The 14,998-nt window shown below is 68.3% G+C and carries 16 protein-coding genes, 1 tRNA gene, 2 pseudogenes and 1 riboswitch; of the genes and pseudogenes, 6 read left to right on the top strand and 13 right to left on the bottom strand.

Translation table 11 applies throughout. The features are described from left to right. Positions 1-37 precede the first annotated feature (37 nt). A complete protein-coding gene (locus I3K84_RS18065) occupies positions 38-1,273 on the bottom strand; it encodes an MFS transporter (protein ID WP_196995113.1) in 1,236 nt (411 codons plus the stop codon). Positions 1,274-1,416: 143 nt separating this feature from the next. On the opposite strand from I3K84_RS18065, the gene I3K84_RS18060 reads away from it, so the two are divergent. Beyond that, positions 1,417-2,142: a haloacid dehalogenase type II gene (locus tag I3K84_RS18060; RefSeq protein ID WP_196995112.1), complete on the top strand. Its 726-nt coding sequence runs from the start codon at positions 1,417-1,419 to the stop codon at positions 2,140-2,142. 103 nt (positions 2,143-2,245) lie between these two features. Here I3K84_RS18060 and I3K84_RS18055 read toward each other — a convergent pair. Then, positions 2,246-2,509: pseudogene (locus I3K84_RS18055) on the bottom strand (YceI family protein); the annotation flags it as partial. Between the two features lie 2 nt (positions 2,510-2,511). Then, positions 2,512-3,738 (bottom strand): IS256 family transposase, encoded by a 1,227-nt coding sequence (locus I3K84_RS18050; RefSeq protein ID WP_196995111.1) that lies wholly within the window; start codon positions 3,736-3,738, stop codon positions 2,512-2,514. Positions 3,739-3,889: 151 nt separating this feature from the next. Here I3K84_RS18050 and I3K84_RS18045 point away from each other — a divergent pair, with 151 nt between their 5' ends. The 3 genes and pseudogenes from I3K84_RS18045 (at position 3,890) to I3K84_RS18035 (ending at position 5,224) form a co-directional block, all read left to right on the top strand. Next, positions 3,890-4,576: a DUF3334 family protein gene (locus I3K84_RS18045; RefSeq protein ID WP_011804539.1), complete on the top strand. Its 687-nt coding sequence runs from the start codon at positions 3,890-3,892 to the stop codon at positions 4,574-4,576. Positions 4,577-4,743: 167 nt separating this feature from the next. Beyond that, positions 4,744-5,069, top strand: a pseudogene (locus tag I3K84_RS18040) (plasmid stabilization protein). A gap of 67 nt (positions 5,070-5,136) precedes the next feature. Further along, a tRNA-Ser gene (locus tag I3K84_RS18035) sits at positions 5,137-5,224 on the top strand. A 284-nt stretch (positions 5,225-5,508) separates the two neighbouring features. Here the strand turns inward: I3K84_RS18035 and I3K84_RS18030 are convergent. The 10 genes from I3K84_RS18030 to I3K84_RS17985 all read right to left on the bottom strand — a co-directional run bounded on the left by I3K84_RS18030 (position 5,509) and on the right by I3K84_RS17985 (position 14,018). Further along, positions 5,509-5,763, bottom strand: coding sequence for an MAPEG family protein (locus I3K84_RS18030; protein ID WP_049756456.1), 255 nt, complete (start codon positions 5,761-5,763; stop codon positions 5,509-5,511). A 176-nt stretch (positions 5,764-5,939) separates the two neighbouring features. After that, complete coding sequence (locus I3K84_RS18025) at positions 5,940-6,470, bottom strand: methylated-DNA--[protein]-cysteine S-methyltransferase (RefSeq protein ID WP_041835927.1); 531 nt, start codon at positions 6,468-6,470, stop codon at positions 5,940-5,942. 14 nt (positions 6,471-6,484) lie between these two features. Next, the gene (cobO, locus tag I3K84_RS18020) at positions 6,485-7,054 is read right to left on the bottom strand and encodes a cob(I)yrinic acid a,c-diamide adenosyltransferase (RefSeq protein ID WP_011804537.1); all 570 of its coding nucleotides are present in this window, start codon (positions 7,052-7,054) and stop codon (positions 6,485-6,487) included. Positions 7,055-7,091: 37 nt separating this feature from the next. Beyond that, on the bottom strand, positions 7,092-7,343 hold the full coding sequence (locus I3K84_RS18015; RefSeq protein ID WP_157497435.1) for a hypothetical protein: 252 nt from the start codon (positions 7,341-7,343) through the stop codon (positions 7,092-7,094). 72 nt (positions 7,344-7,415) lie between these two features. Continuing rightward, complete coding sequence (locus I3K84_RS18010) at positions 7,416-8,198, bottom strand: ABC transporter ATP-binding protein (protein ID WP_196995110.1); 783 nt, start codon at positions 8,196-8,198, stop codon at positions 7,416-7,418. Beyond that, a complete protein-coding gene (locus I3K84_RS18005) occupies positions 8,195-9,229 on the bottom strand; it encodes an iron ABC transporter permease (protein WP_187148609.1) in 1,035 nt (344 codons plus the stop codon). The genes I3K84_RS18010 and I3K84_RS18005 overlap by 4 nt, the downstream gene beginning before the upstream one ends. A gap of 44 nt (positions 9,230-9,273) precedes the next feature. Continuing rightward, positions 9,274-10,164: an ABC transporter substrate-binding protein gene (locus I3K84_RS18000; protein ID WP_172206546.1), complete on the bottom strand. Its 891-nt coding sequence runs from the start codon at positions 10,162-10,164 to the stop codon at positions 9,274-9,276. Further along, the gene (locus I3K84_RS17995; RefSeq protein WP_172206545.1) at positions 10,161-10,760 is read right to left on the bottom strand and encodes a bifunctional adenosylcobinamide kinase/adenosylcobinamide-phosphate guanylyltransferase; all 600 of its coding nucleotides are present in this window, start codon (positions 10,758-10,760) and stop codon (positions 10,161-10,163) included. Before I3K84_RS17995 ends, I3K84_RS18000 begins: the two co-directional genes overlap by 4 nt. Continuing rightward, the gene (locus I3K84_RS17990) at positions 10,757-12,115 is read right to left on the bottom strand and encodes a cobyrinate a,c-diamide synthase (protein ID WP_196995109.1); all 1,359 of its coding nucleotides are present in this window, start codon (positions 12,113-12,115) and stop codon (positions 10,757-10,759) included. The genes I3K84_RS17995 and I3K84_RS17990 overlap by 4 nt, the downstream gene beginning before the upstream one ends. Before the next feature lie 22 nt (positions 12,116-12,137). After that, positions 12,138-14,018: a TonB-dependent receptor domain-containing protein gene (locus I3K84_RS17985; RefSeq protein ID WP_196995108.1), complete on the bottom strand. Its 1,881-nt coding sequence runs from the start codon at positions 14,016-14,018 to the stop codon at positions 12,138-12,140. A 79-nt stretch (positions 14,019-14,097) separates the two neighbouring features. Then, positions 14,098-14,342, bottom strand: a riboswitch (cobalamin riboswitch). A gap of 34 nt (positions 14,343-14,376) precedes the next feature. On the opposite strand from I3K84_RS17985, the gene I3K84_RS17980 reads away from it, so the two are divergent. Both I3K84_RS17980 and I3K84_RS17975 read left to right on the top strand, forming a co-directional pair. Next, positions 14,377-14,616 (top strand): hypothetical protein, encoded by a 240-nt coding sequence (locus I3K84_RS17980; protein WP_015912724.1) that lies wholly within the window; start codon positions 14,377-14,379, stop codon positions 14,614-14,616. After that, positions 14,613-14,957, top strand: a complete 345-nt coding sequence (locus I3K84_RS17975) for a cell division protein ZapA (protein WP_047350787.1) — start codon at positions 14,613-14,615, stop codon at positions 14,955-14,957. The genes I3K84_RS17980 and I3K84_RS17975 overlap by 4 nt, the downstream gene beginning before the upstream one ends. Positions 14,958-14,998 lie beyond the last annotated feature (41 nt).

The following is a 14,998-nucleotide window of genomic DNA, read 5'->3' as shown; positions in this document are numbered from 1 at the left end:
GCGCCAGCAGCTTCTTTTTTGATAGCAAAACAACAGATCAGCGAGCCCGTGTCCGCCGCTCGCTGGCCAGCGCCGCTGTGAACACAGCCAGGCCGCCCAGGCCCAGCAGCGCCCCCACCCAGCCGGTGGAAGTCCAGCCGCCGCCCGCTGCGATGGCCACACCGCCCAGCCAGGCCCCCAGCGCATTCGCAGCGTTGAAGGCGGAATGGTTGAGCGCGGCCGCCAGGGTCTGCGCATCGCCCGCCACGTCCATCAGACGGATCTGCAGCGCGGGACCGATGGCCACCACCGTACCCAGCAGGAAGACGGACAGCGCCGCCGTCAGCGGGTGGTGCGCCGCCGCGACGAACACCACCATCACCGCCACCGACCACCACAGCAGCTTGCCCACGGTGGGCATCAGTGCGCGGTCCGCCATGCGCGAGCCCACCAGGTTGCCCGCCACCATGCCCAGGCCAAACAGCGACAGCGTGAACGGCACCAGCGCCGCCGGCATGCCGGCCACTTCCAGCAGCGTGGGCTTGATGTAGCTGAACACCGCGAACATGCCGCCGAAGCCGATGGCGCCGATGCCCAGCGTGAACCACACCTGGCCCCGCGCCAGCGCGCCCAGTTCGCGCCAGGGGCTGGCGCCCTGCGGCGCGGGCATGTCGGGCACCCAGCGCCGCACCATGAACACCGCCGCCAGCGCGATGGCCCCCACAAACACGAAGGCCGCGCGCCAGCCCAGCAGACTGCCCAGCGCCGCCGCGATGGGCACACCCACCAGCGTCGCGCTGGTCAGCCCCAGCATCACCCAGCCCACGGCCCGGGCGCGCTGGCCCGGCCGTGACAGTGCCGCGGCCACCAGCGCCGCCACGCCGAAGTAGGTGCCGTGCGGCAGGCCGCTGACCAGCCGCAGCAGCCCCAGCGACGCATAACCTGGCGCCAGCGCCGACGCAAAGTTGCCCAGGGCGTAGACCGCCATCAGCGCCATGAGCAGCGCCCGCCGGCCCCAGTGCGCCGCCAGCACGGCCAGCACCGGCGCGCCCACCACCACGCCCAGCGCGTAGGCGCTGATCACGTGCCCGGCCTGCGGAATGCTCACCCCCAGGTCGAGTGCCACCTCGGGCAGCAGGCCCATGATGACGAATTCGCCGGTGCCGATGGCAAAGCCTCCCACGCCCATGGCCAGCACGGCGCGCACCAGCGTGCGCTCGTCCGCGGGGCTGGCGGCCGCGGCATCGGCGGGGGGTGTGGCGGTGCTGGAAGTGGGCGTGGCAGAAACAGTCATGGAAAGATCGAAAACCAGGGTTAACCCCAGGGCGCGCGACCATAGCACGCATGGCCCTTCCCCGCCGGCGCACGGGCTTGGGGCGGCTGCACGTACGCGATACAGGTGCTACGCTGCGGCGCAATGCCATCACAGGGCCGACCATGAACGCTGATTCCGCTCTTCAGGAGATCGCCCGCACCGTGCAGGTGCTGGCCTTTGACACCTTTGGCACGGTGGTGGACTGGCACGGCAGCATCGTGCGCGAAATGCAGCAGCACCACCCCCGCGTGGACGCCGACGCCTTCGCCCGCGCCTGGCGCGCGGGCTACCAGCCAGCGATGGCCCGGGTGATGAGCGGCGCGCAGGGCTGGACGCTGATCGACGCCCTGCACCGCCAGATCCTCGACGAAATCCTGCCGCGCTTTGGCCTGGCGCACCTGGGCGAGGAAGAGCGCGTGCACCTGAACCGCGTGTGGCACCGGCTCTCCCCGTGGCCCGACTGCGTGACGGGGCTGACGCGGCTCAAACGCCGCTACACCATCACCACCCTGTCCAACGGCAACATCGGGTTGCTCACCCACATGGCCAAGCGCGCCGGCCTGCCCTGGGACTGCATCCTGAGCGCCGAGGTCTTTCGCGCCTACAAGCCCGATCCCGCCACCTACCTGGGCGTGGCCCGCGTGTTCGACCTGCCACCGCAGCAGGTGATGCTGGTGGCCGCCCACCACGACGATCTGGCGGGCGCGCGCGCCTGCGGCCTGCGCACGGCTTATATCGAGCGGCCGCTGGAGTTCGGCGCGGGCCACGCCAAGGATGTCTCGCCACGCCCAGGCAACGACCTGCACGCCCGCGACCTGCTGGACTTGGCGGACCAGTTGGGGGCGTAAAGGCCGTTTTGCGTGCGCAATGAAAAAAGGGCTGGCACCTGACGGCACCAGCCCTTGACGCAGGAGGACGGACCTGGACAGCCGGGCCCGTGTTTTTGCCGGCTTACTGCTTGACGGCTTCGATCTGCGCCACGATGCGCACGTTCTTGGGGAAGCCGTACTGCACGCCGTAGTCCACGCCGAAGGCCGTGCGATCGATCGTGGTCTCGAAGTCGCCGCCGCACACTTCACGCTTGAGCATCGGGCTGTCGTAGCAGGCGAACTGGTTGGCCTTCAGGGTGACGGGCTGCGTCTTGCCCTTGATGGTCAGGTTGCCCGACACGGCCGTGAGCTGGGCGTGTCCGAATTTTTGTGTAAACGGGTCGGACTTCAATTGACGGAGATGCGGTCTCCGAACTGAATGGTAAAGCGGGTCAGCGCGGCCTTCCAATCCCGGATGGGCATGGTCCACTTCTGGCTGATGTTGCGCAGCGCCAGGTAGAACAGCTTGGTCAGCGCCTCGTCGCTGGGGAACGAGCCCCGGTTCTTGGTCAGCTTCCTCAGGCTCATGTTCACCGACTCGATGGCATTGGTGGTGTAGATGACCTTGCGGATTTCCGGCGGGTAGTCAAAGAACGGGATGAGTCGGCTCCAGTTCCTGCGCCAGGACTGGCCAATGGGCAGGTACTCGGCATCCCAGCGCTCCTCGAATTCCCCGAGCATCAGCTCGGCCTCCTCGGCGGTGGCGGCCGTGTAGATGCGGCGCAGGTCGGCAGCCACCTCTTTGCGGCGCTTCCATGAGACGTAGTTCAGGCTGTGGCGCACCATGTGAACGATGCATAGTTGCACCACCGCCTTGGGAAAGACGGCCTCAATGGCGTCAGGGAAGCCCTTGAGCCCATCGACGCAGGCGATGAAGATGTCCTGCACGCCCCGGTTGCGCAACTCGGTGACCACCTGCAGCCAGAACTTGGCGCCCTCGGTCTGGGCCAGCCACAGGCCCAGCACCTCCTTGTCGCCCGTCATGGTGATGCCGATGGCCAGGTACACCGCCTTGACCCGCACCGCGCCCTCGCGCACCTTCACATGGATGCAGTCCAGATAGACGATGGGATAAATCGGCTCCAGCGGTCGGGCCTGCCAGGCCTTGACCTCGTCGGCCACGGCATCTGTCACCGAGGAAATCAGGCTGGGTGAGACCTCGGTGCCGTACATCTCTTCGAGGTGGGCCTGTATCTCGCGCACCGTCATGCCACGGGCGTACAGCGAGATGATTTTGTCGTCGAAGCCGGCCCAGCGGGTCTGGTGCTTGGGGATGAGCTGAGGCTCGAAGCTGCCATGGCGGTCGCGTGGCACTTCGATGGGCAATTCGCCGAACTCGCCCTTGAGGGTCTTCTTGCTCTTGCCGTTGCGGGTGTTGCCAGCGGGGTTGGCCACCGCCTCGTTGCGTTCATGGCCCAGGTGCTCAGTCAGCTCAGCGTCCAGGGCTCGCTCGACCAGCAGCTTGGTAAGTTGCTTGAGCAGACCGTTCTCGCCGATGAGGTCTTCGGGCTTCTTGTAGTTGGCCAGCAGGCCAGACAGCAGTTCTTCGGGTACGTCGTGTTTCTTGGTGTTCATTGTGCTTACGGACAGGCCGGCTTACGCCGGCGGTGGATTGTCCGTTTACACAAAATTCTGCACACCCTCTGCGCAGCAGGGCATGTCATGATTCGCGCATTGGCCTTCGCCACCTTTGCGTTCGCCGTCGCCGCACTTTCACCGCATCCCCATGACTCCTCCCTCCACTTCCGTCGTCTACGGCACCGAAGACGTGCTGGTCTCGCTGTGCAACTCCGTGACCCGTGTGCTGTCGGTCGCCACCCAGGGCCCCGTGCACTACTCAGGCATGGTGCAGCGCATCACCAAGACCTGCCTGAAGCCCGACATTGGCTGCTTCGTGCTGTTCGACGGCGGCTTCTCGGGGCTGGTGATCATCAACTTCTCGGCCGCCGCGGCCATGGAGATCTACGAGCGCTACATGCTCAGCATGGGCATGTCGGCGCAGGAGCTGGCCAGCTCTTTCACCTCTGACGAAGTCAGCAACGTCATGGGCGAACTGATGAACCAGGTGGTGGGTGACTTCACTGGCAAGGTGCGCCGCGAACTGCAGACCCACATCACGCAGAACCAGCCCAAGATGCTGGTGCTGAACCAACAGGTGGTGCTGAGCGTGGACGCCAACCTCGACCAGCCCGAGGCCCGCCGCGTGACCTTCTACACGGGCAGCAACAACATCTTCTATCTGGAACTGGCGATCGACCGCACACAGTTCATCAAGCTCTACGACTTCGAACCCCAGGACGCGCCCGACCCCGACGCACTCATGGCGCAGGCGGCAGCACCCGCGCCAGCGGCAGCCCCTGCCAGCGCAACGGATGCCGACACCGAGGCGCTGCTCCGGTCACTCGGCATGTAGCATCTTTTTGCTATTAAAAATATAGCTGTTAGAGCTTATCCGTAAAGCGCTAACAGCCATTTTCACTCATAGTCCGCCTGCGTCCTACGACAAAGGAGGCCTGGTGCCGACGGCGCGCCCGCACACGCCTTCTAGGCTGGAAGCCATTTCCACAGCGGAGTGCCACCATGCCCCAACGCACCTGGAGCGCCAAACGCGAGCGCCAATACGAGCACATCAAGGACAGCCTGCTGAGCGCGGCGAAAAGCGGGACACCGCCGAAGAAATCGCCGCACGCACCGTGAACAAGGAACGTGCCCAGCACGGCGAGGCCAAGCAGGCCGATCCCCACACACTGCAGGACACGCCTGCCCCGGTACGCGGAGGCCAGCGGTCGCACCAGGGCCCGCAAGGCCGCACGCGCGAGCAACTCTACGAGGACGCCCGCCGACGCGGCATCCCCGGGCGTTCCAAGATGAACAAAGCCCAGTTGGAGGCTGCGCTAAAGCGCTGACGACGAGCCCCCACAGCGCCAAACCACAAGCACCGCGCCGCCACCCGCTTACAATAGACAGCTTCGCGGAGACTTGGGTGAGTGGTTTAAACCAGCAGTCTTGAAAACTGCCGACGGGCAACCGTCCGTGAGTTCGAATCTCACAGTCTCCGCCACCGCCAGAAAAATCAGCGCCTCGCGAGGGCGCTTTTTTTATGTCCATTCGGGGGCGGATGAAGCGGGTTTTCAGGTTCACATGCCAATCCGTGACGGGCCAATCGCCTCTGGCATTGCGTTCACAGCATGGTGCGCAATGACTCGCCGGTAGCGCCTCCAGCAGCTTCAGGCGCGTGTGTGCCGAGTGACATGGTTCGCGTGCGCCTGGCACCACTTCTTTCATGGCTGGTGCGTGGTGCCCCCTCCCGAAACACAACGGCCCCAAGACCGTTGCGCACCACATCTATGCCGCTGCAAAAAGCAACGCCAATGCGAGTACGGTACCGCCAACATAGGTGCCCAGCGCCCCCACGGCACGGAAAGGGTTGGGACGCGCCAGCGTGGCAGAAGCCAACACGCCCATCACCAACAGATAGCGCGACGCGGTCACGCCCACCATCACCCAGCTGGCCCATTCCGCCGAACTCCGCTGACCCAGCAGGTAGATCAGAAGCGCCAGCATGGCTGCATATTCGGCAGTGTTGCCGTGGGCACGCATCGCCATCAACGCCACCGGTCGCCGGGCACCCCCCATTCGCCGTCATGGACCAACCGGTGCCAGCGGCACGCGGCCGCGCTCGCGCTGCAGACAAAGGTTCTGGACGGCGCTGGCGGTGCGCGCCAATGGCGCGATAAAAGGCCGCGCGTTCGGCTGCGGTGTGGGCGTGGGGGCCGTTATGGCGTCTCGTTCAACCAGTCGCGCTGCGCGGAAGTATCTTCCAACGCCAGCAGCACACGCTTGCGCGGCAGGCCGCCGCCAAAGCCGGTCAGGCTGCCGTTGCTGCCGATCACCCGGTGGCAGGGCACGACGATGGAGACCTTGTTCTGCCCGTTGGCCCCAGCGACGGCGCGCGTGGCCGTGGGCTGGCCGATGGTCCGCGCCTGCTGTGCATAGCTGCGCGTCTCGCCGTAAGGGATGGCCAGCAGCGCCTGCCACGCGGCGATCTGGAATGGCGTGCCCACCAGGTCCAGCGGCACACTGAACACGCGGCGGCGGCGCCCGAAGTATTCCGCCAACTCACTGGCCAGCAGCACGGTGACCGCATTGCCCTTCTCCTGCAGGGCCTCACCGCGAGCGGCCTGCACCTGGGCCAATTCACGCTCCACACCCGGCTGACCCACGAACTCCAGCAGACACAGCCCCCGGTCCGAAGCCACGGCCAGCATCTCGCCCAGCGGGGTAGGCACGGTCTGCGCATACAGCATGGCGCGGCGCCCCCTCAGTCCTCGATGCCGCGCTGCGCGGGAATGCCCGCCTGGAACGCATGCTTGATGAGCTTCATCTCCGTCACTGTGTCGGCGATGGCGATGATTTCCTCGGGGCAGCGGCGGCCCGTCAGGCACACGTGCACGTCCTTGGGCCGCGCCGCCAGGGTGTCCAGCACCTCTTGCAGTGGCAGCCAGCCATAGATCAGGGGATAGGTGATTTCGTCGAGCACAACGAGGAAGTTCTCGCCCGACAGGATGGCCGCACGGGCCTTAGCCCAGCCGTCGCGCGCCAGTTGGGCGGAATGGTCCAAGTCCTTGCTCTTCCAGCTGAAGCCGTCCCCCAGGCCTTCGATGGACAAGCCGATCTGCTCGAACATGCGGTGCTCGCCGAAGCGGGCGCTGGGCACCTTCATGAACTGGAAGACCTTCACGGCCTTGCCCCGGCCATGCGCGCGCAGCGCCAGGCCGAAGGCCGCCGTGCTCTTGCCCTTACCGTCGCCGGTGTTGACGATGACCAGGCCCCGGCGCTCGCCTTCGGCCTTGTCGTAGCGTTTCTCGGTGGGGGGAGTTTCAATCTGCATGCAATGCCTCAAGAAGAAGTCTGGGGAAAACAAGCCGTCACGGGAAACGATGGAGCACGCCGCGCCTGGAAGGCCGCATGTGGCGCACCAACTGCAGCGCCAGCTCCTCCATCGGCAGCCCCGGCGCCACGCGCAGCGAACGGTGATGCGGCAGGCGCCAGCGCTGCCAGGCTTGCATGCGCATGGCGCCGCGCATCCACAGGGCACGGAGAAAGGCCAGTGCCACCCGCACGGGCACGGGCCACAGCAGCACCTGCGCGATCTGGGCAAAACCGGCGTCCAAATTCATGCGTTCACACTCCATGCCCTCTGCGGCCGGCCGCCGGCCGCAAGGGGTTCAAGGGAAAGGGGCGCAGCGCGTTCACCGCTCCATGCGGGGCAGCGCCACCCACAGGCCGTCGATCTCGCGCACCTGGATGCGCCGCTCGAACACCTGCTCCAGCGCGGCGTGCGTGGCCGTGCTCTGGCATGGCCCGTGGTGCACCACGCCGCCGGCGGCCATGATGAGCATGTCGTCGGCCTGCAGCGCGATGGATACCTCGTGCAGCACGCTGACCACGGTACCGCCCTGCCCCACCAGGTCGCGCACGGTGTGCAGCCAATCGGTCTGGTGCGGCGGGTCCAGGTTGGCCAGGGGTTCGTCCATGAGCAGCACCGGCGCCTGCACGGCCAGCGCGCGCGCCAGCAGCACGCGCTGGCGCTCGCCTCCCGACAGTTCCGACAGCGGACGGTCGCGCCAGTCCCACGCCTGGGTAGTGTGCAGCGCCTGCTGCACAGCGGCATGGTCGGCATCGCTGGCCGGCGCCATCCAGGCACGGTGCGGCAGGCGGCCGAGCATGGCCACGTCGTAGGCGGGCAGGTCTTCGGCGGCGGACTCGTTCTGGCCCAGCCAGGCCAGTTGGCGGGCGCGCTCGCGCGGGGGAATGTCGGCCAGCGCGCGGCCCAGCAACTGCACCCGTCCTTGCACACGCGCATGGCGCAGCAGGCCTGCCAGCACCTTGAGCAGCGTGGACTTGCCCGCACCATTGGGGCCGACCACGCTGGTCCAGCGGCCAGCGGGCAGGTCCAGGTCAATGCTGCGCAACATAGAGGCATTTGCGATGCTGGCGCTTATCTGGCGTGCGCTAACAGCTATGTTCTTCATAGCGAGCTTCCCAACACCCGGCGGTGCATGAGCCACAGCAGGTAGCTGCCGCCCAGCGCGGCGGTGAGCACGCCCACGGGCAGTTCCTGCGGCGCCACCACCCAACGCGCCAGGATGTCGGCGGCCAGCAGCAGCACCGCGCCCATCAGGCTGGACAGCCACACATGCCACTGGTGGGTGACGCGCGCGATCGAGCGCACGAGGTGCGGCGCCGCCAACCCGACGAAGGCAATCAGCCCGGTGTGCGCCACGGCCGTGCCGGTGGCCAGGGCCAGCGCCAGCACCAGCCCCGCGCGCATGGGCACGATGGGCAGGCCCAGGCTGGCGGCCGTGGCTTCGCCCAGCATCAGCCCGTCCAGCAGGCGCGACAACGCCCAGGCCGTGGCGGCGCACAGCAGCCAGCCGCCAGCCATGATGGCGCAGGCCTGCCAGCCCACGAAGGCCGAGCTGCCCATGGTGAAGACCTGCATCGGCTCCAGAATGGCGGGCTGCGCCACCTGGATCAGGTCGCGCGCAGCGCCAAGCACCACGCCCACGATCACGCCCGCCAGCAGCAGGCGCAGCGTGTGCTGCACACCACGGGCCAACACCAGCGTCAGCAGCACGGCGCCCGCAGCGCCCGCGAAGGCCAAGCCCGTCACGCCCAGTCGCGCCAGCCAGCTCGCCGTGCTGGGCGACACACCCAGAACGGCCATGGCCACGGCGCCGCCCAGCGCCGCGCCCGACGCGCTGCCCAGCAGGTACGGGTCGGCCAGCGGGTTGCGAAAGAGCCCCTGGGCAATGGCGCCCGCCAGCCCCAGCAGCGCTCCGGCCAGCCATGCGCCCAGCGTGCGCGGCAGGCGGATGTCCCACACGATCTGCTGCGCCAGCGGGTCGCCGCGCAGGTTCAGCAAGCTGCCAAAGCCCGTGCTGCCGACGCTGGCGCCGAGCAGCAGCAGCGCCACGCTGGCGGCCAGCAGCCACAGGCCCAGCCAGCGCGCGCGGCGGCCGCTGGCGTCGGGGTGCAAGGAGGTGGCATAGGTTGCGGGCATGGCGGTGGTCGCCACCATGGTAGAGGGCTGCGGGAGGCGCGCGCTCATTCGTACTTCTCCGCCAGGCAACGGGCCATGATGCGCGCGGCCTCGGCCATGCGCGGGCCGGGGCGCACCACCACGTCTGACAGTTCGGGGCCGAAGTCGCACACGCGGCCCGCCTTGACCGCGGCCAGGTGGTTCCACCCCGGGTATTGGGTCATGGGCTGCATGCTGCGGTTCGCCACCATCAGCACGTCGGGCTGTGCGCGCAGGACGAACTCGGGATTGAGGCGCGGAAAGGGCCCCAGCTCGGGCGGGACCACGTTGCGCGCGCCCAGGCGCACCAGCGTCTCGCCGATGAACGAACTGGCCCCCGCCGCATAGGGGCCGCGGCTGACCTCGAAGAACACCCGCGCCCCGCGCGCGCGCTGCGGCAGCGACTGCGCGGCGGCCTGCACGGCGGCATCGATCACGCGCCACACGCGCTCCGCGCCGTGCTCCGGCGGAACGGCCAGCAGTTCACCCAGCACCCCCAGCACGCGGCGCACGTCCGCATGGGTCTTGTGGTCCAGCGCCAGCACCTTCACGCCCAGCGCCTCCAGCCGCTCGCTGACGCGGCTGCTGACGGACAGCAGTACCACGTCCGGGCGCAGCGCGACGATGGCCTCGATGTTCGGGTCCAGCCCGCCGCCCACCTGGGGCAGGCGCCGCACGGACACGGGCCAGTTGGAGTAGCGGTCCACCCCCACCAGGCGCTCACAGCGCTGCAGCTCGCACACGCTCTCGGTCAGCGACGGCAGCAGGCTCACGATGCGCTGGGGCGGCTGGTCGAATCGCAGCGCGCGGCCCCGGTCGTCGGTGATGGTTACTGCGTGGACGCTGGGCAAGGCCAGCAGCAGGCCCAGCAGCCAGCCGGCGGCAGCAAGCTGGCGGCGCCAGCGAAGAGGCATCATGGTGTGTCCTTCAGGGCAAGCGGCAGGCCCGCCGCCATCAGCGTGACGCGCTGGCAGGCTGCCGCCGCGCGCTGGTTCAGGGCGCCCAGCGCGTCCACGAAGGCGCGCACTTCGCGCCCCAGGGGGATCACGCCCAGGCCGATCTCGTTGCCCACCAGCACCACGGGGCCGGGCGCGTGCGTCAACGCTTCAAAAAAGTGAGCTGCCTGCGCTTGCCAATCGGGCGCTAGAGGCTGTTTTTGCTCTACATCTTGGGGGTCGGCCGGCATGAGCCAGTTGGTGAGCCACAGGGTGAGGCAGTCCACGACGATCAGGGTCTGTGGGGTGCTGTGGCACGCCAGGGCGTGGGCCAGATCGCGCGGCTCTTCCACGGTCTGCAGGCCGGGCACACGCTCGGCACGCTCGCGCTGGTGGCGGGCAATGCGCGCACGCATCTCGTCGTCCCACGGCTGGCCGGTGGCCAGCAGCAACGCGCGGTGTGCCGGCGCGGCCTGCAGCCACTGGCGCGCCAGCAGTTCGGCGCGGCGCGACTTGCCGCTCTTTTGTCCACCCAGGATGAGTTCACTGCGGGCGATGGTCTGCGGCGCCGCGTTCATGGCCCCGCCTCCGCGCCCAGCAAGGCTGCGGTCGCCTGCGGGCTGGATGCAAACCATGCGTGAAAGTAGCTCGCGTGGATGCTGCCGTGGCGGTACACGGCTTCACCGTCGTCCGGTGCCCCTGCATGGTCCGGACGCTGGGCGCGTGCGCACACGGCGGCCGGGCTGTCGGTGACCGAGTAGTGAAAGGTGTGGCCGCGCAACTCATGCGTGCCCATGCGCAGCGCGCGCGGCCCCAGCGCGGCCAGGCGCCGCTGCATGGTGGCATGACCCGGCAGCAGCCCCCACAGGGGCACGCGGCGCCCGTCGGCCAGGGTGATGGACTCCAGCAGCGCCATCATGCCGCCGCACTCCGCCCACACGGGCCGACCCGCCGCCACGTGCGCCTGCAGGCTGCCGCGCATGGCCGTATTGGCGGCCAGCGCATCGGCGTGCAGCTCGGGGTAGCCGCCGGGCAGCCACAGCGCGTCGCAGGCTGGCAGCGCAGCGTCGCGCAGCGGCGAAAAGCGCACCACGCGCGCGCCCAGCTGCTGCAGGGTGTCGATATTGGCTTCGTAGATGAAGCAGAAAGCCTCATCCGCCGCCACGGCCACAGTGCGGCCCGCCAGCAGCGGCGTGATGGCGGCACGGCCCACGGGCGTGCCGCCGAAGTCCACCGCCCAGCGCTGCAGGTCCGCGGCGGACATGCGGCCCAGGGGCGTGCCGGCCAGCGCATCGGCCACGGCGTCCAGCCGCTGCAGGGCATCGGGCAGTTCGTGCGCTGCCACCAGTCCCAGGTGCCGCTCGGGCAGAAGGCCACCAGGCTCCCTGCCGCCCGCAGCGTCACCCACGACCCGTGGCAGCGCACCCAGCCAGTCCGCAGCGTCGGCCAAGCCGTCCCGCAGCATCTGCGCATGGCGGTCGCCCGCCACGCGGTTGGCCAAGACACCGGCCCATGGCAGGCCCGCACGGTAGTGCCGCAGCCCATGCACGATGGCGCCCAGCGTGCCCCCCATGGCAGAGGCATCCACCACCGCAAGCACCGGTATGCCGAAGCGCTGCGCCAGGTCGCCCACGCTGTGCTCGCCGTCGAACAATCCCATCACCCCTTCGATGAGCAGCAGGTCTGCTTCGGCCGCCGCGGCGCGCAGGCGCTGCGCGCAATCTGCCGCACCGGTCATCCACAGATCGAGCTGGTGCACGGGGGCGCCGCTGGCCAATTGGTGCCAGTGCGGGTCCAGGAAGTCGGGCCCACACTTGAACACCCGCACGCGCCGGCCTTGGCGTGTGTGCAGGCGCGCCAAAGCGGCGGTGACGGTGGTCTTGCCCTGCCCAGAGGCGGGCGCGGCGATGACCAGGGCGGGACAGCGGCTCATGGTGTGGCAGTCGGTGATGGCGTTACTGCGGCGCCCACTTCAGGCCCACATAGAATGTGCGGCCGCCGGTGGCGTAGGTGCGCGCCAACTGGTAGTCCTTGTCGGCCAGGTTGTCGACGCGGGCCAGCAGCGTCACGTCGCGCGCCACGCGCTTGCTGGTGTAGAGGTTGAGCGTGGTGTAGCCGCCCAGTACGTTGGTGTTGGCCGCGTTGTCGTACCGGCGCGCGGATGCGTAGAGCTCCGCCCCCAGCGTCCAGCCTGCCACCAGGGTGTCGGCACCCAGCGTGGCGTAGCGCTTGGCACGGCGCGCCAGCAGTTTGCCGCTGTCCAGGTCACGCGGGTTCTGCCAGTCGATGGAGCCATGCACCGACACGCCCGCGATGCGGTGCGCGGCCGACAGCGTCACGCCCTTGTACTCGGCGCGGCCCACGTTCTCGTAGCAGCCGAAGCTGGAATCACAGCGGCCCGCGGCGCCGAAATTGATGAGGTTGCTGACGCGGTTGCGGTACGCCACGACACCCACGCTGCTCTCTCCTTGCGTCCACCGCGCGCCCAGCTCCACGTTGCGCCCCTTCTCGGGCTGCAGGTCGGGCGCGCCGTATTCGCTGAAGCGGTGGTAGAGCGTGGGTGCACGGAAGGACGTGCCGGCCGCTGCGGTGACGCGCCACTGCGGCGTAATGGCGTAGCCATAGGACAGGCTGCCCGTGCTTTTGCCGCCGAACTCGCTGTCGTCGTCATAGCGCAGGTTGGCCTGCAGCGTATGGGCGCCCTGGTTCAGGCCATATCCCAGCGCGAGCGCGTTCTGTGAGCGGTCACGCTGGAGGTCGCCCACGAACTCGGTGGCGGGGTTGTGCAGTTCGTCCTCGCGGCGCTCCAGCGCGGCTGTGAACAGATGCGCGCCCAGGCGCCACTCGTTTTGCAGCAGGTAATTGTGCAGCGTGGTCTCGGTCATGTAGAAGTTGGGCCGGGTGCTGTATTCACTCTGCCCCTGCGTGACCTGCAAGCGCGTGCTGTACACGTCGCTCCACTTGGCCAGCCATGCCAGGCTGGCCGTGCGCAATTGGTGGTGATTGCGGTCGTCGGCCGTTTTGCTGCCGTCGTACTGCGAGTTGAGGTTGCTGGCCAGCAGCGTGCCCTCCAGGCGATGGGTCGTGTCGAACTGCACGCCCAGTCGGGCATTGGCAGAGGTGCGGCGGTAGCCGTCTTCGTCCGGGTTGTAGGCGGAGCCTACGCGGGCACTGAAGCCATCGGCGCGCTCATGCGACAGCCCCAGCGCATAGTCCACCTGCTCGGTGCCGCCACTCACGCCGGCCTGCACCGTCCGCGTGCCCTGGTTGCCCAGGCCCACGCCCACGTAGGGCGCCGGCGCACCCTCGCCCTTTTTGGTGAAGAGCTGGATCACGCCTCCCATGGCATCCGAGCCGTACACAGCAGCCGCTGGCCCGCGCACGACCTCGATGCGGTCGATCTGCGACAACGGGATTTGCTCCCACACCACGCCGCCGGTGGATTGCGAGTCCAGGCGCACGCCGTCCAGGTACACGGCGGTAAAGCGCGACTCCGCGCCGCGCAGGTAGACGCTGCCACTGCTGCCCTGGCCGCCATTGCGCGTGATCTGCACGCCTGGCAGGCGCGAGATCACGTCAATGACGCCTACCGCGCCGCTGGCCTCGATGGTTTCACGGTCGATGACGGACACATCGGACACGATGTCGGCCAGCGGCCGGGCCACGCGGGTTGCCGTGATGACGGTTTCACGCAGTTGGGGTTCTGTGGCTGCCTGGGCCAGCAGGGTCTGGGACACGGCGGGGAAAGCGGCGGCCAGCGCCAGCGGCAGCACGGCGACGCGCGCGTGCACGGAAAGCGCACTCAAGCGCACATTGAACGGACGGGTGTTTGTCATGTGGGGCAAACAGAGAGATCGCCACGGCCGACCTCCCCGTCGGCACCTGGGCATAACGGCCCAGGTTTCACAAAAGGAAACGCGGAGCCACCTCGTTGGCCGGTATCCGGGCTGGCGGAACGCTCTGCATCGCCTTCCCAAACGCTTGTTCAAGGCGCTCAGTGGCTTGTCAATGAAGAGGGAGCCGAGGTACGGCTCATCCGCTGACCGTTGCGGGGGCAGCGCAGGCACAGGACACACTCCATGGCGGAGAGTCCCTCCCTGCTTCCCGTTGAACTGCGGCATGTGAACCACGCCGCGAGCACCAACTGCGCAATTTTACGATGGTTCGCACGCCGATCCCTACAATCGGCAGCGTATGGCCTCCCCCTCTTCCATCGACCAGATCGCCGAGCGCGTTGAGCGGCTGCTGCTGCGCCATGCCGAGTTGCAGCGCACCAATGCCCTGTTGGCGCAGCAGGTCGCGGCGCTCACCCAGGAGCGCGATTCCCTCCAATCCCGCCTGCAGGCGGCCCGTGCCCGCGTGAACGCATTGCTGGACCGCCTGCCTGCCGAGCCCGAACTCCCCGGCACTGCTGAGACGAAAGACGCGCCATGAAGCAGATCGAGGTACAGATCCTCCAGCAAAGCTATCTCCTGGCCTGCCCGGACGGCCAGGAGTCGCGCCTGCTGGAGGCGGTCGAGCGCGTGGATACCGCCATGACGCGCATCCGTGACGCGGGCAAAGTACGCGCGCGTGAGCGCATCGCCGTGCTGGCGGCCCTCAACCTGGCTTTCGAGATCGCCGACCGCGAAGCCGCCGATTTGGCAGCCGCCTCAGCCCCTGCGCGCATGGCCCCCACCCCGGTCGCGCCGCATGTGCACGACAGCGATGAGCGCGTGCAGCAGTTGCTCCTGCGCCTGGACGAGGCGCTGGGCGAGGATGGGCGCCTCCTATAACCATTACGGTAAAAGCCCAGCCCCTGGCCGCACACGGGCAG

This window comes from Diaphorobacter sp. JS3051 (genome assembly GCF_015832135.1).
GTDB lineage: Bacteria > Pseudomonadota > Gammaproteobacteria > Burkholderiales > Burkholderiaceae_C > Diaphorobacter > Diaphorobacter nitroreducens.
Note: the sequence above shows the minus strand (reverse complement) of the source record. Positions and strands in the feature narration are given on the sequence as shown.